This is a genomic window from Pedobacter sp. AC190, assembly GCF_979258025.1.
The window spans coordinates 2912922-2936956 of sequence record NZ_OZ409824.1 but is presented as its reverse complement, the minus strand read 5'-3'; the positions used below and the strand labels follow the sequence as shown (position 1 = coordinate 2936956).

The following is a 24035-nucleotide window of genomic DNA, read 5'->3' as shown; positions in this document are numbered from 1 at the left end:
TAGAGTATCAAGACATAATCATTAGAACTGTAAGGTAAAAAGTTCAATGAGAAAGAGCTTTTGTCTTTTAGCTTTGAACTTATATAAGTTGTTGTAAATATTTTTGAACGGTTGTTTCTAAGCCTAAATAAAGTGCATCGCTAATTAGCGCATGACCAATAGAAACCTCTAATAAGCCAGGAATACTCTGAGCAAAGTAATGCAGATTGTGTAAATCTAAATCATGGCCTGCATTAATTCCTAAACCTAATTTATTGGCATGGTGCGCCGCAGCAATATAATTTACAATCGCCTTTTCGCGATCGGCAAAGTAATTTTGTGCGTAAGCTTCGGTATATAATTCTATTCTATCGGTTCCAGTTTCTACTGCACCTTCAACCATCTCAACAACTGGATCTACAAAAATTGATACACGAATGCTTTCCTTTTGGAAAACGGCAACCATTTCTTTTAAATAATCTTTGTATTTAACAGTATCCCATCCATGGTTCGAAGTAATCTGACCTTCAGCATCTGGCACTAAAGTAACTTGAGCAGGTTTATTTGCTAAAACTAAATCTACAAATTTATCTTCACGGCAATTTCCTTCGATATTAAGTTCTGTTGCAATAACAGCCTTTAAATCGTAAACATCCTGATAACGAATATGGCGTTCATCGGGACGAGGATGCACTGTAATTCCTTGCGCACCGAAACGCTCGCAATCCAATGCAACTTTAACCAAATCAGGATTATTACCTCCACGACTGTTACGAAGTGTTGCAATTTTATTGATGTTAACCGATAACTTTGTCATGCATCAAAGATAATGCTTTGGCTTTGTTAATCGGAAATCTTCAAGAAATTTGACTTTTTTTTGCTCATATTTGTTCAAATCAAGATGAATTTAAAGGATACAACATTATATAAATTCCTAATCGTTTTACTTGTTTTGGCAAGTATCCCCGCATTATTTAGTGGCGTAATGGAACCTGATGGAGCGTTATACGCTTCTATGTCGAAAAACATAATTTTATTTAAAGATTGGTTTAATCTTTATGGCCGTGGAGCAGATTGGCTAGACAAGCCACATTTAACTTTCTGGCTGGCTGCAACATCTTTTAAAATATTCGGAATATCTGCTTTTGCTTATAAATTGCCCTCGTTTCTTTTTGGGTTGCTTGGCACCTGGTATTTATATAAACTAGCCAAAGATATTTACGATGCAAAAACAGGCTTAATATCTGCTGTAATTTTTTTAAGCGCACTCCATATTATCACATCTACGTTTGATGTACGTGCAGAAATTTATATCACCACTTTTACATTAGCTTCAATTTACCATTACTATAAAGCGCACAAAGGCTCGTTTTGGCATGTGGTTGCGGGTTCGTTTTTTGCCGCCTGCGCCATTATGATTAAAGGCATTTTCGTTCTTATACCTGTATTTGCAGGCTTTATTATTTACTGGTTATTTACTAAACAGTATAAACAATTATGGCAACCTAAATGGTGGATAGCAATTCTAGCAATTTTCGTTTTTATTACCCCAGAGCTTTATTCGCTTTACACCCAATTCGATTTACACCCTGAAAAGATTGTATTAGAGAGAACGGGGGTTTCGGGATTAAAATTTTTCTTCTGGGATAGCCAATTTGGTCGTTTCTTTAACAGCGGCCCAATAAAAGGGAAAGGCGATATTTCTTTCTTTTTGCACACCACACTTTGGGCTTTTTTACCATGGTCGATATTATTTTATACGGCAGTTGTAAATTTATTTAAAAGGAAAAACAGGGTTAATTTAGCGCCCGAAAGCATTATGATTTGGGCAAGTGCAGCAGTCACTTTCTTAATTTTCTCCCTTTCGAAATTTCAGTTACCCCATTATATTTTAATTATTTTCCCTCAATTTTCGATTATCACGGCTTTGTATTTAAAGAAATTAGAAGAAAGAGGATTAAAGATTTTCTTTACTGTGCAAAGCATTCTTTTTGTATTGATTATTGCACTACTATCCGCTTTAAGTTTTTTCTATGATTTTGAAAACCCTTATTTAATTGTTGGAATTTTAGTGATCGTTTTAGCAGCTGCATTTTTATTGTTTAAAGGCGTTAAATTAGAAACCATTATTGCCAGAAGCGCATTTGCATCTGTTGGTTTGATGCTTTTCTTATTTATTTTCTTTTACCCTGCCTTAATGAAATATCAATCGGGAAGTGAGGCTGGAGAATGGCTAAAGAAAAATTATCCGACAGCAAAACCTGCGGTTTTAAATTATATTGATGCATTTTCTTTTGATTTTTATGCGCCTGGTGAAGTGAAATATCTTCATAATTATGGCGATTTGGATAAAATTAAAAGCACGCAAGATTTGGTAATCTATGTACCAGAAACTGAATTATTAAAATTAAAAACCGAATACAATGCCGAAGTTTTAAAATCGTTTGAATATTTTCACATTACAAAATTGACTGGAAAATTTTTAAATGCTCAAACTCGTAATCAAGTTTTAGAGCACTTTTATTTGGTTAAACTAAATTAGTATGGATTTAATTTTTCGCATTATAAAATTTGGATTGACTGGCCTTTTAGGCATGGCAATAGATTTTGGTGCGACATGGCTTTGTAAAGAGAAATTAAAAATTGATAAATACATTTCCAATGCAATTGGTTTTACATTAGCTGTAACTAATAATTACTTAATAAATCGCGTTTGGACTTTCCAAAGTACCAACGCTCATTGGGGAACTGAGTTTAGTAAATTTTTAATAGTAAGTTTAATTGGCTTAGGCTTAAATACATTTATAATTTACCTTTTTCATCAACGTAAAAACGGAACAAATTTTTATGTAGCTAAATGTTTTGCAATTTTAATTGTATTTGTATGGAATTTTTTGGCGAATATGTTATTTACGTTTAAGTAACGTTTTTGCCAATAAAGTAGAATACAACAAGCCAAACCAAGCCCTTAATTAGGAAGAATAGGAAACCAATTAATCCTACACGTTTAAACCATAATTTTACTTTTTCTTTATTCATTACCTTAATGGTAAAGATAAAGGATTTAAGATAAATTAGAAAGATTTTAAATAAGGAATATGGAATTATCTAAAACGCTGCTCAGCGCAATTTCTTTGATATGCTTATGCTCAGGTAATCTTTTTGCACAGAATTTCGATGCTATTAAACGTTATAAAGTAAACTACTCATTAGCGGCCAAAGGAGATGAAAAGCTATTAGCCATTCGAAGTTTTATAAATAATAATCAGAAATATTTATTATTGGTTAATACACAAACTTTAAATACTAAGGTTGATTTGGCGGATAACTATTCACTAAACAATTTAGAGTATGGTAACGTGTTAGCGATTTTTAAAAACACAGTATATATAAAATCTTTAGAAGAAGCTGCTGAAAAAGATATTCAACTACAAAATGCAGGGATAGATCATTCTATTCCTAACGAAAAAGGAATTGCTTTAACAATTGATCTCTGTCCCTCTCATAAGGATTTAGATCGGATTATTTTTCAATCGGTTTTTGATGAATTTAAAAAGATAGAGCAGCCAGCTCCACTCGCTGTTTCAGTTTCTGGTAAGTGGATTTTAAAACACCAAAATGATTTAAGCTGGTTGAAAAATTTGGTGGAGAAGAAAGAATTGAACATTACTTGGGTAAATCACTCTTATAATCATGAAGTAAATAATCTGCCGTTAGCAGAGAACTTTCTTTTAGCATCGGGAACGAATTTAGATATTGAAGTTTTAGAAAACGAGAAGCTGATGCTTAAGAATGGTTTAGTTCCTTCGGTTTTTTTTCGTTTCCCTGGTTTGGTATCGGATAAAACAATAGTTCAGAAAATAGAACAGTATGGATTAATTCCTATTGGAAGTGATGCATGGTTAGCTAAAGGTCAGCAACCAAATGCTGGCAGCATTGTACTTATTCATGGCAATGGTAACGAAGAAATTGGTGTAAAAGATTTTATTCAATTATTAAAAAATAAGCAGGCTGATGTTCAAAACAAACAATGGCTTTTGTTTGATTTAAGACAGGGTTTAGAAAAGGAGTTTTAGCTTATCTATTATAAGAATATATAAAACTCATGCTGTGTTTATCCTTCAAAATAAAAAATTTATTTCTTAACAGGTAGCAAAGTAATTGCACTTGCTTTAAAGCGGTTATTTACAATTTCGCCAGTCACTTCTGCTTTGCTTACTGCATTACAAAAACCATGTTCGCCATGTGCATCGCCGAAATCATCGATATTTTTACCATCAACAAAATAAGGTTTACCATCGATTTTGATGGCCAGTTCGCAGTCTTTGCCTTTCATTTTAAATTGGCACTCTCCACAAGCAATATCTACCACCTGTTTCGTTATTACTTTATTTGTTGATGCTTTTTTTTGTGCAGTTTGAGCATTTGCAGCAAAAGCAAATACACTAATAAACATTGCAAAGAATAAGTTTTTCATGAATTTTATTTTTTTATAAATGTAGGTTTTTAGCCAGCAAAATAATTACTGTATTTTGTAAAATAAACTTAGAAATGAAAGCCTTAGCATTCAATGCTGATAATTTAATCATCTTCTAAATCAGCAAATGCTGGGCGATTATTTACAGCGTTTTTAAAAAAAATTTAAACTCGGTGTGGAATTTGCTTTGGATTTACATCATTACAACACACACAAAGAAAAACAGAATTATGAAAAAGTTAATAGCAATTGCATTCGTTGCATTTTTAGGTTTATCAACCGCCATGGCACAACAAGTAGATTTACGCAAGAAAATTAATGTTAGCGGTTCGGCAGAAACCGAAGTTACGCCCGATATTATTTACATTGGAATTTCGCTTAAAGAGTATTTAAATGGAAAGAAAAAAACAGAAATTACCGAGTTAGAAAAACAATTGTATGCAGCTGTTCAAAAAGAAGGAATTGCAAAAGAAAACTTAACAGTAAGTAACCTAAGCAGTTGGAATTATGCTACAGAGAAAAAGAAAAACCCTGATTTTTTAGCAAGCAAACAATACCGTTTGAAAGTTAGTGATCTTAACAAGTTTAATACAATTTTAGAGGCAATCGATGCTAAAGGAATTGCCAGTACAAACATTGAAAGTTATGATTATTCGAAAATTGAAAGCTTAAAAAAAGACTTAAAAATTAAAGCGCTTTTAGCTGCAAAAGAAAAAGCTGTTTATATGGTAGAAGCGCTAGGCGAAAAATTAGGTGGTGTAATTGATATACAAGATGGTGGAGACAATGTAATACAACCTGTTTACAGAAACTATATGATGAAATCGGCAATGGCCGAATCTGCTGATACAGCTCCTGAAATTGATTTTAAAAAAATAAAGTTAAACTTCACTGTTAATGCGGTTTTCGAGATTAAGTAATATTTAACATTTTAATTAACGCTTTTTACAACCTACCAGAACATTTTGGTAGGTTTTTTGTTAAGTTACCATCGAACACTAAAAATTTAAATATTATGAAAAAATTCATTTACACTTTAGCCCTTATTTTCACTTTAGGCATTAGTTTTAATTCTGCTCAAGCAGCAAACAAACCAGCTAAAAACCCAACAGAATTAACAGCAGAAGAAACTGTAAAATTAGAGAAAATAAAAACGCGTGTTGAGGAAATTAGAGAGATGGATAAATCTAACTTAACTAAGGCTGAGCGTAAAGCTTTGCGTAGCGAGTTAAAAGAATTAAAAAACCAAGCTCGTGCAGTTTCTGGAGGCGTTTACCTTTCAGTAGGTGCTATCATCATCATCATTTTATTATTGATTTTGATTTTATAATCAAGAATACATCACATCTATCTATATATAAACGAAAAAGCTTTGCATTGCTGCAAAGCTTTTTTTTTGGGGTTATAATTTTTTCTATGAGGACACACATTAAGGCTAAATTTCCGTCATTGCGAGGTACGAAGCAATCCTAAAGCAAAAAAAAGCTACTTTTTTAAGATTGCTTCGTACCTCGCAATGACGAGATCGATAAATGTTCTTAATCAATAATATCGAAACCCGTATATTTCACTAAAGCTTCAGGAATTTTAATTCCGTTTTCTGTTTGATAGTTTTCTAAAATAGAAGCAACTATTCGAGGTAATGCTAAAGCACTTCCATTTAATGAATGCGCCAATTGGGCCTTTCCTTCTTTTCCTTTAAAACGAAGCTTTAAACGGTTTGCCTGATAGGTTTCGAAGTTTGAAACCGAAGACACTTCCAACCAACGTTCTTGTGCTCCGCTCCAAACTTCCATATCGTATGTCATTGCCGAAGTGAAACCCATATCGCCACCACACAAGCGTAAAACACGATAGTGCAAACCTAATTCTTTCAATAGAGATTGAACATATTTGCTCATCTCTTCCAATGTTTCGTAAGATTTATCTGGATGCGTAATTTGTACAACTTCAACTTTATCGAATTGGTGCAGGCGATTTAAACCGCGAACATGAGCGCCATAAGAACCTGCCTCCCTACGGAAACAAGGCGTATAAGCTGTATTCTTAATTGGCAAATCTTCTTCTTTAACGATAACATCGCGGTATAAATTCGTAACTGGAACTTCAGCCGTTGGAATCAAGTATAAATCATCAACAGTTGAATGATACATTTGCCCTTCTTTATCTGGTAACTGACCAGTACCAAAACCCGATGCAGCATTTACTAAATGTGGAACTTGCATTTCTTTATAACCTGCCTCAATAGCATGATCTAAAAAGAAATTAATTAGAGCACGTTGCAACCTCGCTCCTTTTCCCTTGTATACAGGAAAACCTGCTCCAGTTATTTTAACACCGAGTTCGAAATCGATAATATCATATTTAGCAGCCAATTCCCAATGTGGTAAAGCTTTTACAGGCAATTCTGCAGGTGTACCATGTAGGTAAACCACTTCATTTTCTTCAGCAGTAGAGCCTTTTTGTACTAAATCGTATGGTAAATTTGGTAACTGAACAACTAAATTAAACTGAGCAGTTTCGAGCTCATTTAATTTCTCGGTAAGATTTTTAATACTCTCCTTATGAGATGCTGTTTGTAACTTAATTGCTTCAGCTTCTTCCTTTTTCCCTGTACGCATTAAGTCGCCAATTTGTTTAGCGGCTGCATTTGCTTCAGCAGAAAGATTATCCAACGAAGTTTGAGTGGAGCGGCGTTCTTCATCAATTTTAATGATCTCATCAACCAACTCAGGTTGTTTAAAGTTACGAATACTTAATCGTTCTAAAACTTTCTCTCTATTTTCGCGGATATAGTTAACTTGCAGCATTATTTAATTTTTTCACAAAGATAATAATTAAGTCGTCATTGCGAACGTAGTGCGGCAATCTCTCTCCAAAAAGATTGCTTCGCCGTTCCTCCTCGCAATAATGAGTATATAAAAAATATGGATGGAAAACTGTTTCTGGTACCAACCCCGATTGGTAATTTAGAGGATATGACCTTTAGGGCGATCCGTATTTTGAAGGAATGTGATTTAATTCTGGCGGAAGATACCCGAACAAGCGCTCCGATGCTTAAACATTTTGGCATCGATAAAAAGGTATTTTCGCATCATCAGCATAACGAACATAAGGCAACTTCAGAGATTATTAAATTTTTAAATGAAGGTCAAAAAATTGCCTTAATTTCCGATGCAGGAACACCTGCCATTTCTGATCCTGGTTTTTTCCTTGTCCGCGAAGCGATAAAAAATGATATTGCAGTAGAATGTTTACCTGGTGCAACAGCTTTTGTACCTGCTTTGGTAAATTCTGGCTTACCTGCCGATGCTTTTTGTTTTGAAGGATTTTTACCTGTAAAAAAAGGCAGACAGACCAAATTTAAGAAACTTGCAGAAGAAGAACGTACAATTATACTTTACGAAAGTCCGCATCGTTTATTAAAAACTTTAGAAGAGTTTGCACAATATTTAGGCGCAGATAGGCAAGCATCAGTAAGTAGAGAACTAACCAAAATGTTTGAGGAAACCGTTCGTGGCACTTTGGTAGAAATAAAATCACATTTCGAAAACAATACTTTAAAAGGAGAATTTGTAATTTGCATTGCAGGTAAGATTGCAACAAAGAACAAAAATAAATATAATGATGTTGATGAAGATTAGCATTTTAAATTAACAATATTCAATTTTAAAAATATTATGATTAGCATAGATAGATTTTTAAGTGACGAACAAGACCCAAAAGCGGTTGAAAAAGTTATTGGAAAATTAAACGACCTTTTAACCACTGGCGAAGAAATTTTGTACTTAGCAGTGCAGAAAAAACCTGCAGTAAACTTGTTACCAGACAGCATTGCCATTTCTAATAAAAGGATTTTTTATTGCGAGCCAGGTAACTTAGGCTTAACCATGAATTTCAAAGATATTTCTTGGAAAAGCATTAAGGAAGTTTCTTTTAAAGAAGAGTTTTTCGGTTCGAAATTTATATGTGTTCCGCAGCATGGCGAAAATATTGTAACAGAATTTATTCCAAAAGTGCAAGCTAGAAAACTACATCAAGCTGCTAACGAACAGTTAGAAGCTTATAAAGAATTATTGCACCAGCAGAAACTAGAAGAAAACCGTGCAATGGCGTCTCCATCTGTTCCTACACCGCAGCCGTTTGTTAATGTTGCCCCAATAGAAATTATTGAACCAGAACCCATTCAAATTGCCGAAGTTGTAGAAGAACCAGAAGATGAAACAACTTTGAAATTACGTAAGTTAAAAACTCTATACGATAAACATTTAATCACTCAAGAAGAGTACGAAGCTAAAAAAGCAAACATTTTAGATAGTTTGTAAAACTAGCTGTCTTTGCTGTCACTTTGAACTTGTTGAAACGCATTATAATCCTTCTACAAGTTCAATATGACATTTTGCCTAATCAGGCTAAATTATGAATAAAACACAAACCTACCTCCTTGCCTTACTCAGCGCATTTTTACTTTGGCTAGCCTGGCCACCAATGCCCTTTACAACACCTTTGCTATTAATTGCGCTGGTTCCATTATTTATTGCGTTAGAAAATATCTCAACAGAAAAGATAAAAAAACAAGGTAAAAGGATTTTCTTAACCGCAGGCTTAACCTTTTTGATCTGGAATACAGCATCAATTTATTGGGTTTATAATGCAATAAGTGCATACAATGGAACCGTAGTTGCTATACCTGTTTCGTTAATCCCTTACGGTTTGGGGGCATTATTAATGACTTTTTCATTTTGGTTGTATTACCGATTATCAAAATATACAAGTAAGAATATTGCTTATTTGGGCTTGGTTTCCTTTTATATTGGTTTAGAATATTTGCAACAAACCTGGGATTTGGCCTTTCCCTGGATGACTTTAGGCAACGGACTTGCAGGAATGCACCAATTGGCACAATGGTACGATTACACAGGTGTTTATGGCGGTTCACTTTGGATTTTAGTAAGCAATATTTTAGCCTTCGAAGCTTATAAAAAACTTAAAACACAAACTGGCTATTTGCGGTTTAGAACCTTCGGCTTTTGGGCTTTAATTGTTATTATTCCAATTGGAATATCAGTAATAAAATATCTCAACTTCGAAGAAAAAGGCACGCCAAGTAATGTTGTTGTTGTTCAACCCAACATAGATCCTTACCAGAAATTAGAAAATATTCCTGCTGCTGAACAAATTCAAATTTTAACACATTTATCCGATTCTATCGGGCAAATCAATACAGAATATTTTATCTGGCCAGAAACAGCAATTCCAAATTATTCGGATGAAGATCGAATTCGAAGTAATCCTGATTTTTTAACGTTACAAAATTTTTTAAGCAGATATAAAAATGGAACGTTAATTACTGGTATTGAAAGCATTAAAATTTATCCTGATAAGAGAACCATTTCTGCAAAATATGCACCGGATAGAGGTTTTTATTACGACAATTTTAATTCTGCAATGCAGGTAGAAAACTCAGCAAATGTTCAGTTCTACCATAAATCGAAACTAGTGCCAGGTGCAGAAAAAATGCCTTTTCCTAAAGTATTTTCTTTTATGGATGGTGTGTTTTCTCAACTTGGCGGAAGTGTAAGTGGTTGGGGCTGGCAAGAAAAACCAAGCGTATTATATGCACAAAGTGGAATTGGTGCCGCACCTGTTGTATGTTACGAAAGTTTGTGGGGCGATTGGATTGGGCAGCAAGTTAAAGATGGAGCACAGTTTATTGCAATTATTACAAATGATGGCTGGTGGGGAAATACATCAGGCAAAGATCAGCATGAAATGTATGCAAAATTAAGGGCGATAGAAACCCATCGAGATGTTGCTCGTTCTGCAAATACTGGAATTTCTTGTTTTATTAATCAACGTGGCGATGTTACACAGAAAACCAAATGGTGGACAAGAACCGCGATTAAGGCTGATATCAGCCTTAATGACGAAATAACGTTTTACGTAAAAAGTGGCGATGTTATTGCAAAATTATTAAGCGCTTTAGCCGTTATATTAGCACTTATTATTCCATATAAAAAATGGATAAAAAAACCTAAACATGCTACAGTTTAAAAATCTTCGCTGGTCTGTATTAGTATTATTGCTAACCATAAACTTTGGTTGCGATCAAATCACTAAAAATATTGTTCGCGAAAGAATAAGTGAATACGAACATATCAGCATAATAAAAGATAGATTTACGCTTACAAAAGTAGAAAACAGTGGCGCCTTTTTAAGCCTGGGCGACCAAATGCCTTATATTTTTAGGTTAATTATTTTAACAGGTCTTCCCTTACTTTTTTTGGGTTATGGTTTATACTTTCTATTTAGCAAACCAAATTTGCCTATAACTTTCCAAATTGCGGTATGTTGCCTGGTTGGTGGTGGAATTGGCAATTTGTACGATAGAATTGTACACGGTTCGGTAACCGATTTTATGCACATGGATTTTCATATTTTTCAAACAGGTGTTTTCAATTTTGCCGATGTTTCTATTATGATTGGTGTTATTATTTTGCTTATCCAATCGATAAAAGGGAAAATTAACAAACCAGAGCCTTTGCAAACTGAAGTTGAATAGTGCCAACAAATTCTTAATATTTTAATTGCATTTTATAAACAAACATATAATTATCTTTATGTGTTAAGAATCTAAAATCAACCAAAAATAAAATCCAATGAAAAGAAATGCAACAGCCGTATGGCAAGGATCTGGTAAAGAAGGTAAAGGTAATTTAACTACCCAAAGTACAACATTAAACAACACCCAATACTCATTTGGTTCTCGCTTCGAAGAAGGTGTAGGCACAAATCCTGAAGAGTTAGTTGCAGCAGCACACGCTGGCTGTTTCACAATGGCATTATCATTTAAAATTGATGAGGCTGGATTTACCGCTGAGAACTTAGAAACTAAATGTGTAATTAATTTAGACCCTGCACAAGGTAAAATAACTGAATCTCATTTAACATTAACGGCTACTGTTCCAGGTTTATCAAAAGAAAAATTTGATGAGCTAGTTGCAGATGCTGAAAAAAATTGCCCGATTTCTAAATTATTAGATACCACAATTTCTGTGGATGCTACTTTAGTATAATTTTTTTATATAATAATCGAATTGAGCTTGCTGGATAATAAAAATTTCAACAAGTTCAATTCGATAATTTAATTTGCACAACTAAATCAAGTCGAACGCTCTAGCGTATTGCGAAATCTCGAAAGACGATTTCGTTCTTAATTTATCTCTAACATTTCTTCGATGAGTATCTACCGTAGTTGGAGAAATATGTAATTCTTCTGCTATCTCGATAGAACTTTTACCTAAAGCAATTTCTTTTAATATGGTTTTTTCGCGTTTACTTAATTTCGAAAAATTGGTGTAATTTTTCCGCAGAAAATCATTTTCTTTCAAAAGCCGATCTGCTTTTGCAGCCATGTGGTGCATTGCATCTATCGGTATAGAAATTGTAATCGACAAAAGAGGTTTATCGTTCTCATCGCGTAAAAATATTTTTGTACTTGATAAGTGCCACTGCCAATTATCTTTTCCAGGAAACTTTAATTGCTGGTAATAACTTAACGTATCTTCCAGATTATTACCGTGCATAAAAGCACCGATTTTTGGAACATAATCTTTGGCATCCTCTGCATTAAAAAATCTGCTGTAATATTCTGTACTTGTCAATGAGCAAACTTCTTCTAAAGAAAGTCCGATCTGTTTTAAACCCCGCTCACTCATGTATGCAACAGTCCAATTTACTGTTTCATGTATAATTACAACCCCTGGCATTTGATCGAATGCCTTTACATTTAGATCTATTAAATTACGCATTACGGGCGTAAGCTGGGGTTTGTAGTTTTTAGGCATGAGGCGCATTTAGAAAATGATCCATGCAAAATACTCAAAATTAAGTAGATAGCAAATAGCCCTTAAGTTTTTAATCTAGCTTAAATATTTTCCAACAATTGGCATTCTTCTACCCATGCCGAATGCTTTTGGCGAAACACGTAATATTGGTGGTGTTTGGTAACGTTTAAATTCAGCTACATTTACCATTTTTAAAATTCTTCTAACTAACGCTTCCTCGAAACCTTTAGCAATTAATGCTGCAGAACCTTGTTTTAATTCGATGTGCTGATATAAAATTCGATCCAAGATATCGTATTCTGGTAACGAGTCAGAATCTTTTTGGTCGGGCCTTAATTCTGCTGAAGGTGGTTTAACAATTGTATTGATTGGAATTAATTCTCTCTCCTTGTTAATGTATTTCGCCAACTGAAAAACCTGTGTTTTATAAACATCGCCAATTACACCAATTGCACCACACATATCGCCATACAAAGTTCCATAACCAACAGCACATTCACTTTTGTTAGAAGTGTTAAGCAAAATGTAGCCAAACTTATTACTCATTGCCATAACAACAGTACCACGAATTCTGGCCTGTATATTTTCTTCCGTTAAATTAAATGGCATACCTTTAAATGCTGGAGCCAACATACTATCGAATGCTACAGCAGCATCTTTAATAGGCACAATTTCGTGTAAGCAGCCAATGTTATTCACTAAGTCAAGTGCATCTTGTACAGAGTGATCAGAAGAGAACTTAGAAGGCATCAATACAGCCATAACATTCTCAGCGCCTAACGCTCGGCAAGCCAAAGCACAAACAACTGCTGAGTCTATTCCTCCCGATAATCCTAAAACAGCTTTACTAAATCCTGATTTTTGAAAATAATCTCGAATTCCTAATATTAATGCATCGTGAATTTGTTCTATATCGGTTAACCGTTCTGCTTGAGGATATTTATTGCGAACATTCTCTACTTCTGTCAAATCGAAAACCTGTAAATCTTCTTCGAAATACTTCATTTCAGCTTTCATTTCTCCATCTGCATCGAAAACTAAAGAACCGCCATCAAAAATAATTTCAGTTTGGGCACCTACTTGGTTTACATAAAAAACTGGTAAATGATATTTTTTCGCGTTATCTGAAAGCACTTTTATGCGTTCATCATCATGCGTATAAGAAAATGGTGAAGCCGCAATGTTAATCATCACATCAGGCTGTTCTTTAATCAACTCATCCATCGGATTTGAAACATACAATGGATTATCATTAATATTCCAAAGGTCTTCGCAAATGGTTAAAGCAATTTTCTTTCCCTTAAAATCGATACACTTAAACGAAGTTGAAGGTTCGAAATAACGGTATTCATCAAAAACATCATACGTAGGTAGTAAAGCTTTTTTGGTAATGGCTTTAACTTTCCCATCTTCAATAAAATAGGCTGCATTAAACAAATCTTTACCTTGCAAAACATCGTTTCTAATTGGTAAACCAATAATACAGGCAATATCCGTACAATATTTAGCAATATCTTGAGCAGCATTTTCGCAAAGCGAGATAAAATCGTCAAATTCAAGAAAATCCCTCGGTGGATAACCACAAACGGCAAGTTCTGCAAAAACAACCAAATCTGCTCCTTTATCTTTTGCAGATTGAATGTTGCTGATTATTTTTTCTGTATTTGCTTCGAAATTACCGATGTGATAATTGAGCTGCGCTAATGCTATTTTCATTGATGAGTACCTGTTAAAATTATAAATGTTGCGGCTTAAAAGAAAAATCCAAAGTTAAGAGCTAAGTAATGATTCTTAACATTTCTGCTGTTATCCTTTACAATATTAGTGAAACCGTTGTTAAAAGTTAAACCTGCCATAATACTGGTATTTCCAGACACATCGAATTCTCCACCACCGCCAATAATAAGACCAGCACGGTAAAACCTCGAATAATCAGAAATATTTTGATTATCGCCAACCTGAGCTCCATTTCTTACCGCATTTTGCTTGGCACTTATATTAAAGCCATTTGATAAACCAAATTGACCATAAAACCTTCTTCCATCAGTTTTCAAAGTTTTCAATTTTATAGTTAATGGCAGTTCGATGTATTGCATTCTATATTTCAAATCGTAGCCCACAGGATTTGTATTGCTGCTAGACATGTGATAAGGATTTACATTTATCTCCGTGCTTTTACCATTAATGGTTGTTATAGTTAAAGCGGTAGAAAAACTATAGTTAGGCGCAAAATTAAAGTCGCCGATTAATCCATATGAAAAACCTAAACCTATGCCTTCGGTTTTACCTTGTTCTGGTTTTATCCACCCAACAGTAGGCGTTGCAGTTAAACCTAACCTAAAACCAAAACCTGGTCCGTTAAAATTTTGGGCCCAAACGCTGGCGCTTAAAAAAGATAAAATAAAAATCGTTGTTATTCTTTTCATACCTTATGTATTTTATATTTGTTGTATAATGAAGTATAACGTAAAACGCAGGCAAATTTATCTAATTTTTCTTTTTGCACTTGCATTTATTTCCTGCAAGCAAAATAAGCGAGCAGATATTAGTAATATAAAACTTGATATAAAAATCGAAAGATTTGATAAAGAGCTTTCTACGGGCAAAAACAAAAACTTGCAACAACTTTCATCTCAACTATCGAACAAATACGGTTTTTTCTATGATGACTATATTCACAAAATGGTAGGTTCGCCCGATTTTACTGGCGATTATGTAATTTCAGGATTATTTAAAGACCCGGCTTATATCGATTTAACGAAAGAAGTTGACAGCGTTTTTCCCAACCTTAATACACAAGAAACTGGCTTAACTGAAACTTTTAAATACATTAAATATTACTATCCAAAAGCCAAAGTACCAAAGTTTATTTCTTTCGTATCAGGTTTTTCTTATCAGGTACCTCTTGGAGATAATTATATAGGAATAGGCTTAGATATGTTTCTGGGCAAAAACAGTAAATTTTATAAAGGCATTATAGAAAGTGTACCTATGTACATGTCGCGAAGATTTTCGCCCGAAAACATGGTAACCAGAGTTGCTGAAACTTTTGCACATGAAGAACTTTTTCCAGAGCCAGATGCTAATCGAACACTTTTATCTAAAATGATATTTCAAGGGAAAATACTTTATTTTCTAGATCAGGTTTTGCCCGAAAATATTGCCGATACAGCTAAAATTGGCTACTCATCAAATCAATTAGATTGGACACAAAATTTTGAATCGGATATTTGGGCTTATTTTTTGGAGAATAATTTACTTTACGAAACCGATTATCACAAAATTCAGGTTTATTTATCTGATGGACCTTTTACGCCAGGTTTAGGCGAAAATCGAGATTCTGCACCTAAATTAGGCGTTTGGACAGGCTGGCAAATTGTAAGAAAGTATATGGCTGAAAACCCAAAAATAACCTTACAACAACTAATGGCAGAAAATGATGCCCAAAAAATTTTAAATAAATCGAAATATAAACCTAAGAGAAAATAATTTAACGTTTTAAGTGGACGGTTCTGAAATTGATGTAACAATTTATGGATTAAAGAGTTTAATCATACAAAGAAGATCCTAAATCTATATAAATGAAAGTTGGTATTGTATTATCTGGCGGAGGAATAAGAGGAATTGCGCATTTGGGTGTTTTAAAGGCATTCAGCAATTTGGGTATTACTTTTAACCAGATTAGTGGTACTAGTGCAGGTGCAATTGCTGGCGCTTTTTTCGCAGCAGGTATCGACCCAGAAGAAGGTTTAAATATATTCCTTAAAACTAAATTATGGCGTTTTGTTCGGCCTGCCGTTGGCTCTTTAGGCTTAATTAACATCGAAAATACATCCTTAATTTTAAAAGAATATTTTCCAGAAGATTCTATAGAGAAATTAAAAATTCCATTAACAATAGCAGCGGTAAATTTCAGTGAAGGTCGTTTGGTTTACTTCACCAAAGGTCCGTTAATCCGTTCTATACATGCTTCGAGCTGTATTCCAGGTATATTTAAACCTATAATGATTGATGGGCAAATGTATGTTGACGGTGGAATTTTAAATAATTTCCCTGTTGAACCTTTAATGGAAGATTGCGATTTTATAATCGGCTCATCTTGTAATCATTTAAAACCAGTTGATAAAATTACAGGAATAACCAATTTAATGGGAAGAGCTGGCGTAATGTCGATCAATCACGATATGGAACGTAAGGCCAAGTTCTGTAACGTAATGATTGAGCCAAAAGGCTTAGGCGCTATTAGCACCTTTGATATGAAACGTGCAGAAGATATTTACTGGTTGGCACACGAAGAAGCTTTAAAAGTAATTAAAAATACGCCAGAGATCAGAGCATTAATACCACCCAATACCTTGAAAGGGACTTTGCCTTTTAAGCAGTAATTCAATATTCAAATTTAGCTTTGTTAGCTTTGTTTTAAAGCGTAGTTTATGGCTTTGGGTTAAGTTTCACCAATCGCTCGCCTTCTAAAACAGGAATCGCTTTACAAACATTTAATTGAAGGCAGAAAACAACATCTTCCTCAATATTTAGTTGCGCCAAACGATGGCTGTGCGATGACTTATGCAGATATTTCCTTAAATCATCCTTCGCAAGCATATATAAATCTTCAGCAGCAACGCTAGAATCATCAAAGTGTTCGAAGTTTTTGCGTAGTTTGTTTACCACAGCACCAGCAAATAAAGTATCCTCTAAATTAAACTGATCTTTCCAGCCCGCACATAAAAGCAAAACATTTTTATCCTGGCTTGCTAGGTAATCGCTAAGCGAATCTAAATTTAAGAAAGAACCAATAACCACCTGATACGCTCTTTTATTGGCAAGATGTAAAGCTTTTGTTCCGTTAGTAGTTGTTAAAACAATTGTTTTACCAGCAACCTTTTCTTTAGTGTACGAGAAAGGAGAATTACCAAAATCATAGCCTTCTACAACTTCTCCATTCCGTTCTGCAGCCAGCAAATAACCTTTTTCTTGGTAGGCTAAACATTCTTCCACTAATGAAACTGGGATGATGGCTTCAGCACCGTTTTCGATACCGAAAGTAATAGATGAGGTTGCCCTTAATATGTCAATAACAACAACAATGCTCTGCTCGATATCATATAAATCAATCAGTGCAGGCGTTAAACAAACTTCAATTTTTTTCGACATGTTCTGCGTATCGGGTATAAAGATCAGGTATCAAGATGATTTGTTTTGATACCTGATAGTAAATACTTAAATCTATTTATAAAAAGGGAACTTAACTACTTTGGCTTTAATTGGCGTATTACGGATATTAATAAAAACCTCTGTACCTTCTTTCGAGAAATCTTTAGCCACATATCCCATACCAATTGCTTTTTGTAATGATGGCGCTTGTGTACCCGAAGTTACCTTACCAATAATATTTCCGTCAGCGTCAGCAATTTCATAATCATGACGAGGAATACCTCTATCAATCATTTCAAAACCAACCAATTTCCGCTGAATACCTGCTTCTTTTTGTGCCTGTAAAGCTTCAGAATTTGTAAATGGTTTAGAGAATTTAGTAATCCAACCTAAACCAGCCTCAATTGGCGATGTCGTATCATCAATATCATTTCCATATAAACAGAAACCCATTTCTAAACGTAAAGTATCGCGGGCAGCTAAACCAATTGGTTTAATGTTATAAGATTTTCCAGCTTCAAAAACTAAATCCCAAATCTTCTCAGCATACTCGTTTTCAAAATAAATTTCGAAACCACCTGCACCAGTATAGCCAGTAGCAGAAATAATAACATTTTCTACGCCAGCAAAAGTACCTTTAACAAAACTGTAATACTCCATCGATGCTAAATCTACATCAGTTAAACTTTGCAAAGCATCAGCAGCTTTTGGTCCTTGAATAGCTAATAAAGAAGTTTTATCAGAAATATTATGCATTTCTACAGCTTTATCGTTAAAGCTCTGAATCCAATTCCAATCCTTTTCAATGTTCGATGCGTTTACAACCAACATATAAGTTTTATCATCAATACGATAAACCAAAAGATCATCAACAATACCACCATCTTTATTTGGCAGGCAAGAATATTGCACTTTACCATCGTAAAGTTTCGATGCATCGTTACTGGTAACGCGTTGAATTAAATCTAAAGCATTTTCGCCTTTCAAAATAAATTCGCCCATGTGGCTCACATCAAAAACACCAACACCATTACGTACAGTTGCATGTTCTGCATTAATACCTTCGTAGGTTACAGGCATATTATAGCCTGCAAAAGGAACCATTTTAGCGCCTAAAGCGATATGTTTTTCTGTTAAAGCTGTATTTTTCATGCTTAATATATAGTTGGCGGCAAAACTACTAAGAAAAAGGCAATGTTTTGGGCAAAATGTTAAAGCATTTAGAAAAAGAAAGCTCGTATTTCATCGGCTTTGCAGTCCCGCCATTTATTACAATCTTTTGTAATTGGTACCGTAAACTTGTCGGGCTGCAGCAACAAAAAGTATTTCCATTATTGTCGGGTTTATAAAACAAAACCTTGTTCCAAGAAACTAAATTTTACGTTATAATGCAGGAAAAATTTATATTCGTCTCATTCCTAAATTTCTTGGCTATAAATTAGAAATCTACCCACCAATCTTAAAAATGAAAACTCTCGAAAAAATACAAAATCTACTTCCAATTGGATATCTCTATTTAGTACTAATGGGCATATTAAAAGAAAGTTTATTGTATTACCAGCTTGGTATAAATATTTTAAAGTATTCTACCATAATGGATATTTTAATTAGCCCCATCGCCGATTTAACTGCAAATCCTGTTCTGTTAGGTCCTGCTGTAATTCTGTTTTTTATACTGCCATTTTTAATAATTCGCTTTCTATCTGCAAAAAGCAATAAAAAATGGGTTCAAAAAATTTCAGGTTTAAAAAATGGTGCTGAAGCATTAACTGTAGAACATGTTAAAAATCATTTTTCAAGATTGCTTTTCTTATTTATCACCGTCAGTTTGCTATCGTTTTTTCTTGGTATTGGAATTGGTAAAGGTCATTCCATTTCAGAAAAGATAAAAAACAACAGATTGTAATTTCATGATAAAATAAATTTCAATACTGGAGAATCGGAAAATGTTTACATCATTGGTTCGAATAGTGTTTACTATTTTTACTTAACAAAAGGCACTAAAACTATAAAAATTGCACCAGTCGGCACCATTAAAAATATTGAGTTAATAGATAATAAAATGTTTAGATGAGCAATAAACGATACGCTGAGATGAGCAATGAAGAATTGCTAAAAAGTCAAAAATCAATAAAAACAGTTACTGCTATACTTGCTGGAATGCTACTATTTCTTTTTGCAGTAAACATTTTTTTAGCCTTTAAGAAAGGCTTTAGTGCATTAAATGCTGTGCCTATTGCTTTGCTTCCAATTGTAATTATTAACGTAAATACATTGAAAGAAATTAAGAAAGAGTTAAATTCAAGAAATATTTCCGAATAGGAAAAACGTTAACAAATAATCAAGCAAAAGTATGAAACAAGAATGGCTTGAAAGATGGGATGCCAGGTATAGCAGTGAAGAATTTGCTTATGGCGAACAGCCTAATAACTATTTAAAAGAGCAACTAGAAAAACTTAAACCAGGTAAAATCCTTTTTGCTGCAGAAGGTGAGGGAAGAAACGCGGTCTTTGCTGCTAGACAAGGCTGGACAGTTTCGGCTTTTGATATCAGTGCCGAAGGTAAAAACAAGGCCATTCAACTGGCTAACAAAAATAATGTACCAATTGACTATCAGGTTGGAGAACTTCAAAATCTAAACTTCCAAACCAATCAGTTTGATGTTATTGCCTTAATTTATGCGCACTTTCCTGCAAATATCAAATCTTCTATTCATCAAATGCTCGACAAATATTTGAGCAAAGATGGTATTATAATTTTCGAAGCTTTTAGCAAAAATCATCTCGATTACTTAGCTAAAAATGAAAAAGTTGGCGGGCCAAAAGATATAGAATCGCTCTTCTCTATAGATGAAATAAAATTAGACTTTCCTAATTATGAAGTTATAGAACTGGAAGAAAAGGAAATCGAATTAAGCGAAGGAAAGTTTCATAATGGAACAGGCTCAGTAATTAGATTTGTAGGACGCAAAAAATAATCCTTAATAAATGATAACAAAGATTACATCAACAACGCCCGATTCTGAAATTGTAACTTCGAGAGTTGTTAATGCTCCAATTAAAATGGCTTTTGAAGCTTGGGCCAATCCAAATCATTTAAAAAATTGGTGGGGACCTAATGGTTTTACCAATACTTTTAACGAGTTCGATTTTAGAGTCGGCGGCACATGGAGTTTTATTATGCATGGGCCCGACAAAGGCAATTACAACAATGAATGCGAATTTATTAAAATAGAAGTGCCTAATTTAATAGCTTGGAAACGTCATTCTCAACCGCTTTTTCAGGTATTAGCTACCTTCGAAGAGGTTGCCAATGGCAAAACCAATGTTGTGTTTAAAATGCTTTTCGAAACTGCAGAAGAATGTGCCAAAATAAAAAAGTTTGTTGTAGATAAAAACGAAGAAAATTTCGACAGACTTGAAGTTGAACTAAGTAAAATGATTTAATAAAATGAACCCAAAAGTTGATTTTTATTTTAACAAAGCTGGAAAATGGCAGCAGGAAGTTGAAAAATTAAGGAATATAGTTCTCGATTGTGGACTTACTGAAGAGCTAAAATGGGGATGTCCTTGCTATACTTTCCAAGGGAACAATGTTGTTTTAATCCACGATTTTAAGGACTACTGTGCCCTCCTTTTTAATAAAGGAGCGTTACTAAAAAACACAAACAATATTTTAATTCAACAAACGGAAAATGTACAAGCTGCCCGTCAAATTCGTTTCACAAATATTCGCGAAATAATCGATTTAGAACCTATACTTAAATCTCATATTTACGAAGCGATCGAGATCGAAAAAGCAGGTTTAAAAGTTATTTTAAAGGATACTAAAGAATTTAAAACCGCTGAAGAATTTCGACAAAAATTAGAAACAATACCAGAATTAAAAACAGCATTTGAGGCTTTAACACCAGGAAGGCAAAGAGCTTATAAGTTATATTTTGCTGCTCCGAAACAATCTAAAACCCGCGAATCGAGAGTTCTGAAATCTATACCGCAAATTCTCAATGGTAAAGGGCTTAATGATTAATTTCAATATAAGTAGATTATGAGTAATAAGAAGGTTTTACAACCAGAACAAATTGAAACGCTCATCAAAACGTTAAAAACACGATTTGAGAAGAATACAAATCGCCATAAGAACATGGAATGGGCTAAAGTAGAATCAAAGCTACAAACAAATTCAGAAAAATTATGGTCGCTGAAGGAAATGGAAGCTACGGGAGGCGAACCTGATGTTATTGATTATGATACAAAAACGGAGGAATACATTTTTTGTGACTGTTCTCCAGAAAGCCCTAAAGGAAGAAGAAGTTTTTGCTACGACCGTGAAGCGCTTGATGCCAGAAAAGAAAACAAACCAGAAAATAATGTTATTGATGCAGCTGCAGTAATGGGTATCGAGCTTTTAAATGAAGAGCAGTATCGTAACTTACAAAAACTTGGAAAATTTGACGAGAAAACATCGAGTTGGGTTGCTACCCCAACAGCTATAAGAAAACTTGGCGGTGCTCTTTTTTGCGATTATAGATATGATACCGTATTCGTTTATCATAATGGAGCGCAATCTTATTACGCAGCAAGAGCCTTCCGTGGCTTACTAAGAGTTTAAAAAATATGCTATAAATTTTGCAGCAAATACATCCGAATTCAAGAAATTTACGCCAAACTAAAAGAAAAATAAATCGGAGTTTATTGCTAGATTAATTGAAGCCTATTTGTATAGAAAATAAATTAATCTGCTTTTACACTGATTAGATCTTCATAAATATTTAGCATTTGAGATGATATTAAGTGCACACCATGTTCGTTCTCTACAGTTTTACGAGCGTTCTCGCCTATTTCGAGCCAACGTTTTGGATTAATTACGCACTGTAATATAGAACGATAAAATTCATCAGCAGAATCTGCAATTAAAATATCGTGTCCATGTCTGCAATTTATACCTTCGGCAGCTGTAGTGGTTGCAATAATGCATTTCTTCATAGCCATACCTTCAATAATTTTTACCCGCATTCCTGTACCAGAAATCAAAGGAACAATCATTATTGCTTTCGAATTCATAAATTCTACAGCATCAAAAACTTCACCTTCTACAATCAAATTATCCGAATCGTACTCGAAGAAATGCTTCTGCATGTTTTTTCCTGCAATGTAGAAACGGAGATCTTTGTTTAGTTTTTCGATATCAGGCCAGATATCATCTAAAAACCACTCTAAACCTTCTTGATTGGGCCGCCAATCCATAGCCCCTAAATGAAAAAGTGTTGGAAAACTAGTTTTCGTTTTATCAACTTTATACCTTTCTAAATCAATAGCAACGGGAAAAACTGTCATTGGCACTTCACAGCCAAACATTAAAATACTTTGTCGATCAGGCTCACTAATTGCAAAAATTTGGTGAAAACGATTAATCTGTTCGGTTTCATAAGCTTTCAGTCGTTGTGCCAAAAATGCCAAATATTTCCTTCTGATTAAAAAACTTTCCGAATGCGAAAGTCGTTCCCACATTGTAAACTCAATATTATGTGCTCTGTAAATCAATTTGGCGTTGCTATTGGCCTTAACAACATCAAGGTAAGGAACTACAAAAAGTCCTTCGAACTGAATAATGTCAAATGTATTTTCACGTAACACGTTTTCGAGCTGTCTTGCCGCATCTTCATTGTAATACCTGGAAACATTGTAAGATTCGTTTGTGAAAATATTAAAAAATGCCGCCCATACATTTACTTCTGTATCTAAATCGTGTGTATGAGTTTTTATTTTTTCAAAAATTGGATCAGAGATATCTTCCAAATCCAATCTGGAATTTGCAGGGTTGAGGCTAAACAAAGTAATATCGGCACCAAGTTGTAGTAAACCTTTCATGGTGTTGTAAACCACAATAGGATAACCACTATTTGGCGGAAAGGGAATCCGCTTAGTAATTAACAGAATTTTCACGATGTTGTGAAAATACGAAATTTAGATGTTTTTTGAAAACAAATCGAGTTGAGGCGCACTAACATTAAAAGTTTTTCGGTGAAACGGCGATAAACCGATTTCTATTACCGCTCTACGATGTGCAATTGTTGGATAACCTTTATTTTTCTGCCAGTTATACTCAGGAAAATCTATATGTAGATTAGTCATATATTCATCGCGATGCGTTTTTGCCAGAATGGAAGCTGCTGCAATATTTAAATATTTTCCATCGCCTTTAATAATACAACTATGTGGAATTTGAGGATAGGCTTTAAAGCGATTACCATCGATAACTAAATATTTTGGTTGAGTTTTTAATTGTTCTATAGCACGATGCATCGCCAGAAAAGAAGCATTTAAAATATTTATCTTATCAATTTCTTCATGATCGCAAGAGGCAACAGCCCATGCCAAAGCTTCTTTTTCAATTATAGGTCGAAGTAAATCGCGTTGAGTATGTGTTAACTGTTTAGAATCATTTAAACCTTCTAAAACAAAGCCTTTTGGAAGAATTACAGCAGCAGCAAAAACTGGCCCTGCAAGGCAGCCCCTACCAGCTTCATCGCAACCAGCTTCTAAAAATTCATATTGATAACAGTTTAACAGCATTGT

Annotated in this window: 28 protein-coding genes; 18 read left to right on the top strand and 10 right to left on the bottom strand. The window is 34.2% G+C overall.

Translation table 11 applies throughout. The features are described from left to right. Positions 1-79: 79 nt before the first annotated feature. The gene (locus ACZZZI_RS12930) at positions 80-796 is read right to left on the bottom strand and encodes a pyridoxine 5'-phosphate synthase (RefSeq protein ID WP_316755989.1); all 717 of its coding nucleotides are present in this window, start codon (positions 794-796) and stop codon (positions 80-82) included. Positions 797-880: 84 nt separating this feature from the next. Between ACZZZI_RS12930 and ACZZZI_RS12925 the strand changes: the two genes are divergently transcribed. The 3 genes from ACZZZI_RS12925 (at position 881) to ACZZZI_RS12915 (ending at position 4055) form a co-directional block, all read left to right on the top strand. Then, positions 881-2521 (top strand): ArnT family glycosyltransferase, encoded by a 1641-nt coding sequence (locus ACZZZI_RS12925; RefSeq protein WP_316755987.1) that lies wholly within the window; start codon positions 881-883, stop codon positions 2519-2521. A 1-nt stretch (position 2522) separates the two neighbouring features. Further along, the gene (locus ACZZZI_RS12920; RefSeq protein WP_463489622.1) at positions 2523-2903 is read left to right on the top strand and encodes a GtrA family protein; all 381 of its coding nucleotides are present in this window, start codon (positions 2523-2525) and stop codon (positions 2901-2903) included. Between the two features lie 174 nt (positions 2904-3077). After that, a complete protein-coding gene (locus ACZZZI_RS12915; protein ID WP_316755983.1) occupies positions 3078-4055 on the top strand; it encodes a polysaccharide deacetylase family protein in 978 nt (325 codons plus the stop codon). A gap of 59 nt (positions 4056-4114) precedes the next feature. On the opposite strand, the gene ACZZZI_RS12910 is transcribed toward ACZZZI_RS12915, so the two are convergent. Then, positions 4115-4456 (bottom strand): DUF6370 family protein, encoded by a 342-nt coding sequence (locus ACZZZI_RS12910; protein ID WP_316755981.1) that lies wholly within the window; start codon positions 4454-4456, stop codon positions 4115-4117. Positions 4457-4686: 230 nt separating this feature from the next. Here ACZZZI_RS12910 and ACZZZI_RS12905 point away from each other — a divergent pair, with 230 nt between their 5' ends. Both ACZZZI_RS12905 and ACZZZI_RS12900 read left to right on the top strand, forming a co-directional pair. Then, on the top strand, positions 4687-5376 hold the full coding sequence (locus ACZZZI_RS12905) for an SIMPL domain-containing protein (protein ID WP_463489621.1): 690 nt from the start codon (positions 4687-4689) through the stop codon (positions 5374-5376). 95 nt (positions 5377-5471) lie between these two features. Then, positions 5472-5786: a hypothetical protein gene (locus ACZZZI_RS12900; RefSeq protein WP_344766725.1), complete on the top strand. Its 315-nt coding sequence runs from the start codon at positions 5472-5474 to the stop codon at positions 5784-5786. 208 nt (positions 5787-5994) lie between these two features. On the opposite strand, the gene serS is transcribed toward ACZZZI_RS12900, so the two are convergent. Then, positions 5995-7266 (bottom strand): serine--tRNA ligase, encoded by a 1272-nt coding sequence (gene serS, locus ACZZZI_RS12895; protein WP_316755975.1) that lies wholly within the window; start codon positions 7264-7266, stop codon positions 5995-5997. Between the two features lie 117 nt (positions 7267-7383). Between serS and rsmI the strand changes: the two genes are divergently transcribed. The 5 genes from rsmI to ACZZZI_RS12870 all read left to right on the top strand — a co-directional run bounded on the left by rsmI (position 7384) and on the right by ACZZZI_RS12870 (position 11532). After that, positions 7384-8100 (top strand): 16S rRNA (cytidine(1402)-2'-O)-methyltransferase, encoded by a 717-nt coding sequence (gene rsmI / locus ACZZZI_RS12890; protein ID WP_316755973.1) that lies wholly within the window; start codon positions 7384-7386, stop codon positions 8098-8100. 36 nt (positions 8101-8136) lie between these two features. Further along, positions 8137-8781 carry a PH domain-containing protein gene (locus tag ACZZZI_RS12885; RefSeq protein ID WP_316755971.1) on the top strand — a complete coding sequence of 215 codons (645 nt, stop codon included), beginning with the start codon at positions 8137-8139 and terminating at the stop codon, positions 8779-8781. Positions 8782-8875: 94 nt separating this feature from the next. Beyond that, positions 8876-10510, top strand: coding sequence for an apolipoprotein N-acyltransferase (gene lnt, locus ACZZZI_RS12880; RefSeq protein WP_316755968.1), 1635 nt, complete (start codon positions 8876-8878; stop codon positions 10508-10510). Continuing rightward, the gene (lspA, locus tag ACZZZI_RS12875) at positions 10497-11018 is read left to right on the top strand and encodes a signal peptidase II (RefSeq protein WP_316755966.1); all 522 of its coding nucleotides are present in this window, start codon (positions 10497-10499) and stop codon (positions 11016-11018) included. Before lnt ends, lspA begins: the two co-directional genes overlap by 14 nt. A 97-nt stretch (positions 11019-11115) precedes the next feature. Then, positions 11116-11532 carry an OsmC family protein gene (locus ACZZZI_RS12870; protein WP_316755964.1) on the top strand — a complete coding sequence of 139 codons (417 nt, stop codon included), beginning with the start codon at positions 11116-11118 and terminating at the stop codon, positions 11530-11532. A gap of 81 nt (positions 11533-11613) precedes the next feature. Here ACZZZI_RS12870 and ACZZZI_RS12865 read toward each other — a convergent pair whose 3' ends face one another. The 3 genes from ACZZZI_RS12865 to ACZZZI_RS12855 form a co-directional block, all read right to left on the bottom strand. Then, positions 11614-12303, bottom strand: coding sequence for a response regulator transcription factor (locus ACZZZI_RS12865; RefSeq protein ID WP_316755962.1), 690 nt, complete (start codon positions 12301-12303; stop codon positions 11614-11616). Positions 12304-12378: 75 nt separating this feature from the next. After that, a complete protein-coding gene (locus ACZZZI_RS12860; RefSeq protein WP_344766720.1) occupies positions 12379-14019 on the bottom strand; it encodes an NAD+ synthase in 1641 nt (546 codons plus the stop codon). A 35-nt stretch (positions 14020-14054) separates the two neighbouring features. Further along, positions 14055-14729, bottom strand: coding sequence for a porin family protein (locus tag ACZZZI_RS12855; RefSeq protein ID WP_316755958.1), 675 nt, complete (start codon positions 14727-14729; stop codon positions 14055-14057). Positions 14730-14757: 28 nt separating this feature from the next. Between ACZZZI_RS12855 and gldB the strand changes: the two genes are divergently transcribed. Both gldB and ACZZZI_RS12845 read left to right on the top strand, forming a co-directional pair. Continuing rightward, positions 14758-15792 carry a gliding motility lipoprotein GldB gene (gene gldB / locus ACZZZI_RS12850; protein ID WP_463489620.1) on the top strand — a complete coding sequence of 345 codons (1035 nt, stop codon included), beginning with the start codon at positions 14758-14760 and terminating at the stop codon, positions 15790-15792. A gap of 92 nt (positions 15793-15884) precedes the next feature. Then, a complete protein-coding gene (locus ACZZZI_RS12845; protein ID WP_316755954.1) occupies positions 15885-16688 on the top strand; it encodes a patatin-like phospholipase family protein in 804 nt (267 codons plus the stop codon). 46 nt (positions 16689-16734) lie between these two features. Here the strand turns inward: ACZZZI_RS12845 and ACZZZI_RS12840 are convergent, their stop codons facing one another. Next, positions 16735-17457: a 2-phosphosulfolactate phosphatase gene (locus ACZZZI_RS12840; protein ID WP_316755952.1), complete on the bottom strand. Its 723-nt coding sequence runs from the start codon at positions 17455-17457 to the stop codon at positions 16735-16737. A 72-nt stretch (positions 17458-17529) separates the two neighbouring features. Further along, positions 17530-18609, bottom strand: coding sequence for a glycine cleavage system aminomethyltransferase GcvT (gcvT, locus tag ACZZZI_RS12835; RefSeq protein WP_463489619.1), 1080 nt, complete (start codon positions 18607-18609; stop codon positions 17530-17532). 313 nt (positions 18610-18922) lie between these two features. On the opposite strand from gcvT, the gene ACZZZI_RS12830 reads away from it, so the two are divergent. The 6 genes from ACZZZI_RS12830 (at position 18923) to ACZZZI_RS12805 (ending at position 22068) form a co-directional block, all read left to right on the top strand. Continuing rightward, on the top strand, positions 18923-19363 hold the full coding sequence (locus tag ACZZZI_RS12830; protein WP_463489618.1) for a hypothetical protein: 441 nt from the start codon (positions 18923-18925) through the stop codon (positions 19361-19363). Between the two features lie 188 nt (positions 19364-19551). Then, positions 19552-19779 (top strand): redox-active disulfide protein 2, encoded by a 228-nt coding sequence (locus ACZZZI_RS12825; protein ID WP_316755946.1) that lies wholly within the window; start codon positions 19552-19554, stop codon positions 19777-19779. A 31-nt stretch (positions 19780-19810) separates the two neighbouring features. Further along, positions 19811-20434, top strand: coding sequence for a class I SAM-dependent methyltransferase (locus ACZZZI_RS12820; RefSeq protein ID WP_316755942.1), 624 nt, complete (start codon positions 19811-19813; stop codon positions 20432-20434). A gap of 10 nt (positions 20435-20444) precedes the next feature. Next, positions 20445-20903: an SRPBCC family protein gene (locus tag ACZZZI_RS12815; RefSeq protein WP_316755940.1), complete on the top strand. Its 459-nt coding sequence runs from the start codon at positions 20445-20447 to the stop codon at positions 20901-20903. A 4-nt stretch (positions 20904-20907) separates the two neighbouring features. Then, the gene (locus ACZZZI_RS12810) at positions 20908-21486 is read left to right on the top strand and encodes a YdeI/OmpD-associated family protein (protein ID WP_463489617.1); all 579 of its coding nucleotides are present in this window, start codon (positions 20908-20910) and stop codon (positions 21484-21486) included. Between the two features lie 18 nt (positions 21487-21504). Continuing rightward, positions 21505-22068 carry a DUF4256 domain-containing protein gene (locus tag ACZZZI_RS12805; RefSeq protein ID WP_344766713.1) on the top strand — a complete coding sequence of 188 codons (564 nt, stop codon included), beginning with the start codon at positions 21505-21507 and terminating at the stop codon, positions 22066-22068. Between the two features lie 122 nt (positions 22069-22190). Here the strand turns inward: ACZZZI_RS12805 and ACZZZI_RS12800 are convergent, their stop codons facing one another. Both ACZZZI_RS12800 and ACZZZI_RS12795 read right to left on the bottom strand, forming a co-directional pair. Next, the gene (locus ACZZZI_RS12800; RefSeq protein ID WP_316755934.1) at positions 22191-23402 is read right to left on the bottom strand and encodes a glycosyltransferase; all 1212 of its coding nucleotides are present in this window, start codon (positions 23400-23402) and stop codon (positions 22191-22193) included. A 21-nt stretch (positions 23403-23423) separates the two neighbouring features. Then, a complete protein-coding gene (locus tag ACZZZI_RS12795; RefSeq protein WP_316755932.1) occupies positions 23424-24032 on the bottom strand; it encodes a ribonuclease HII in 609 nt (202 codons plus the stop codon). Between the last annotated feature and the right edge of the window lie 3 nt (positions 24033-24035).

Coding starts and splice junctions, on each gene's coding strand:
- ACZZZI_RS12930 (WP_316755989.1), bottom strand. CDS start 796: ATGACAAAGTTATCGGTTAACATCAATAAAATTGCAACACTTCGTAAC.
- ACZZZI_RS12925 (WP_316755987.1), top strand. CDS start 881: ATGAATTTAAAGGATACAACATTATATAAATTCCTAATCGTTTTACTT.
- ACZZZI_RS12920 (WP_463489622.1), top strand. CDS start 2,523: ATGGATTTAATTTTTCGCATTATAAAATTTGGATTGACTGGCCTTTTA.
- ACZZZI_RS12915 (WP_316755983.1), top strand. CDS start 3,078: ATGGAATTATCTAAAACGCTGCTCAGCGCAATTTCTTTGATATGCTTA.
- ACZZZI_RS12910 (WP_316755981.1), bottom strand. CDS start 4,456: ATGAAAAACTTATTCTTTGCAATGTTTATTAGTGTATTTGCTTTTGCT.
- ACZZZI_RS12905 (WP_463489621.1), top strand. CDS start 4,687: ATGAAAAAGTTAATAGCAATTGCATTCGTTGCATTTTTAGGTTTATCA.
- ACZZZI_RS12900 (WP_344766725.1), top strand. CDS start 5,472: ATGAAAAAATTCATTTACACTTTAGCCCTTATTTTCACTTTAGGCATT.
- serS (WP_316755975.1), bottom strand. CDS start 7,266: ATGCTGCAAGTTAACTATATCCGCGAAAATAGAGAGAAAGTTTTAGAA.
- rsmI (WP_316755973.1), top strand. CDS start 7,384: ATGGATGGAAAACTGTTTCTGGTACCAACCCCGATTGGTAATTTAGAG.
- ACZZZI_RS12885 (WP_316755971.1), top strand. CDS start 8,137: ATGATTAGCATAGATAGATTTTTAAGTGACGAACAAGACCCAAAAGCG.
- lnt (WP_316755968.1), top strand. CDS start 8,876: ATGAATAAAACACAAACCTACCTCCTTGCCTTACTCAGCGCATTTTTA.
- lspA (WP_316755966.1), top strand. CDS start 10,497: ATGCTACAGTTTAAAAATCTTCGCTGGTCTGTATTAGTATTATTGCTA.
- ACZZZI_RS12870 (WP_316755964.1), top strand. CDS start 11,116: ATGAAAAGAAATGCAACAGCCGTATGGCAAGGATCTGGTAAAGAAGGT.
- ACZZZI_RS12865 (WP_316755962.1), bottom strand. CDS start 12,303: ATGCCTAAAAACTACAAACCCCAGCTTACGCCCGTAATGCGTAATTTA.
- ACZZZI_RS12860 (WP_344766720.1), bottom strand. CDS start 14,019: ATGAAAATAGCATTAGCGCAGCTCAATTATCACATCGGTAATTTCGAA.
- ACZZZI_RS12855 (WP_316755958.1), bottom strand. CDS start 14,729: ATGAAAAGAATAACAACGATTTTTATTTTATCTTTTTTAAGCGCCAGC.
- gldB (WP_463489620.1), top strand. CDS start 14,758: ATGAAGTATAACGTAAAACGCAGGCAAATTTATCTAATTTTTCTTTTT.
- ACZZZI_RS12845 (WP_316755954.1), top strand. CDS start 15,885: ATGAAAGTTGGTATTGTATTATCTGGCGGAGGAATAAGAGGAATTGCG.
- ACZZZI_RS12840 (WP_316755952.1), bottom strand. CDS start 17,457: ATGTCGAAAAAAATTGAAGTTTGTTTAACGCCTGCACTGATTGATTTA.
- gcvT (WP_463489619.1), bottom strand. CDS start 18,609: ATGAAAAATACAGCTTTAACAGAAAAACATATCGCTTTAGGCGCTAAA.
- ACZZZI_RS12830 (WP_463489618.1), top strand. CDS start 18,923: ATGAAAACTCTCGAAAAAATACAAAATCTACTTCCAATTGGATATCTC.
- ACZZZI_RS12825 (WP_316755946.1), top strand. CDS start 19,552: ATGAGCAATGAAGAATTGCTAAAAAGTCAAAAATCAATAAAAACAGTT.
- ACZZZI_RS12820 (WP_316755942.1), top strand. CDS start 19,811: ATGAAACAAGAATGGCTTGAAAGATGGGATGCCAGGTATAGCAGTGAA.
- ACZZZI_RS12815 (WP_316755940.1), top strand. CDS start 20,445: ATGATAACAAAGATTACATCAACAACGCCCGATTCTGAAATTGTAACT.
- ACZZZI_RS12810 (WP_463489617.1), top strand. CDS start 20,908: ATGAACCCAAAAGTTGATTTTTATTTTAACAAAGCTGGAAAATGGCAG.
- ACZZZI_RS12805 (WP_344766713.1), top strand. CDS start 21,505: ATGAGTAATAAGAAGGTTTTACAACCAGAACAAATTGAAACGCTCATC.
- ACZZZI_RS12795 (WP_316755932.1), bottom strand. CDS start 24,032: ATGCTGTTAAACTGTTATCAATATGAATTTTTAGAAGCTGGTTGCGAT.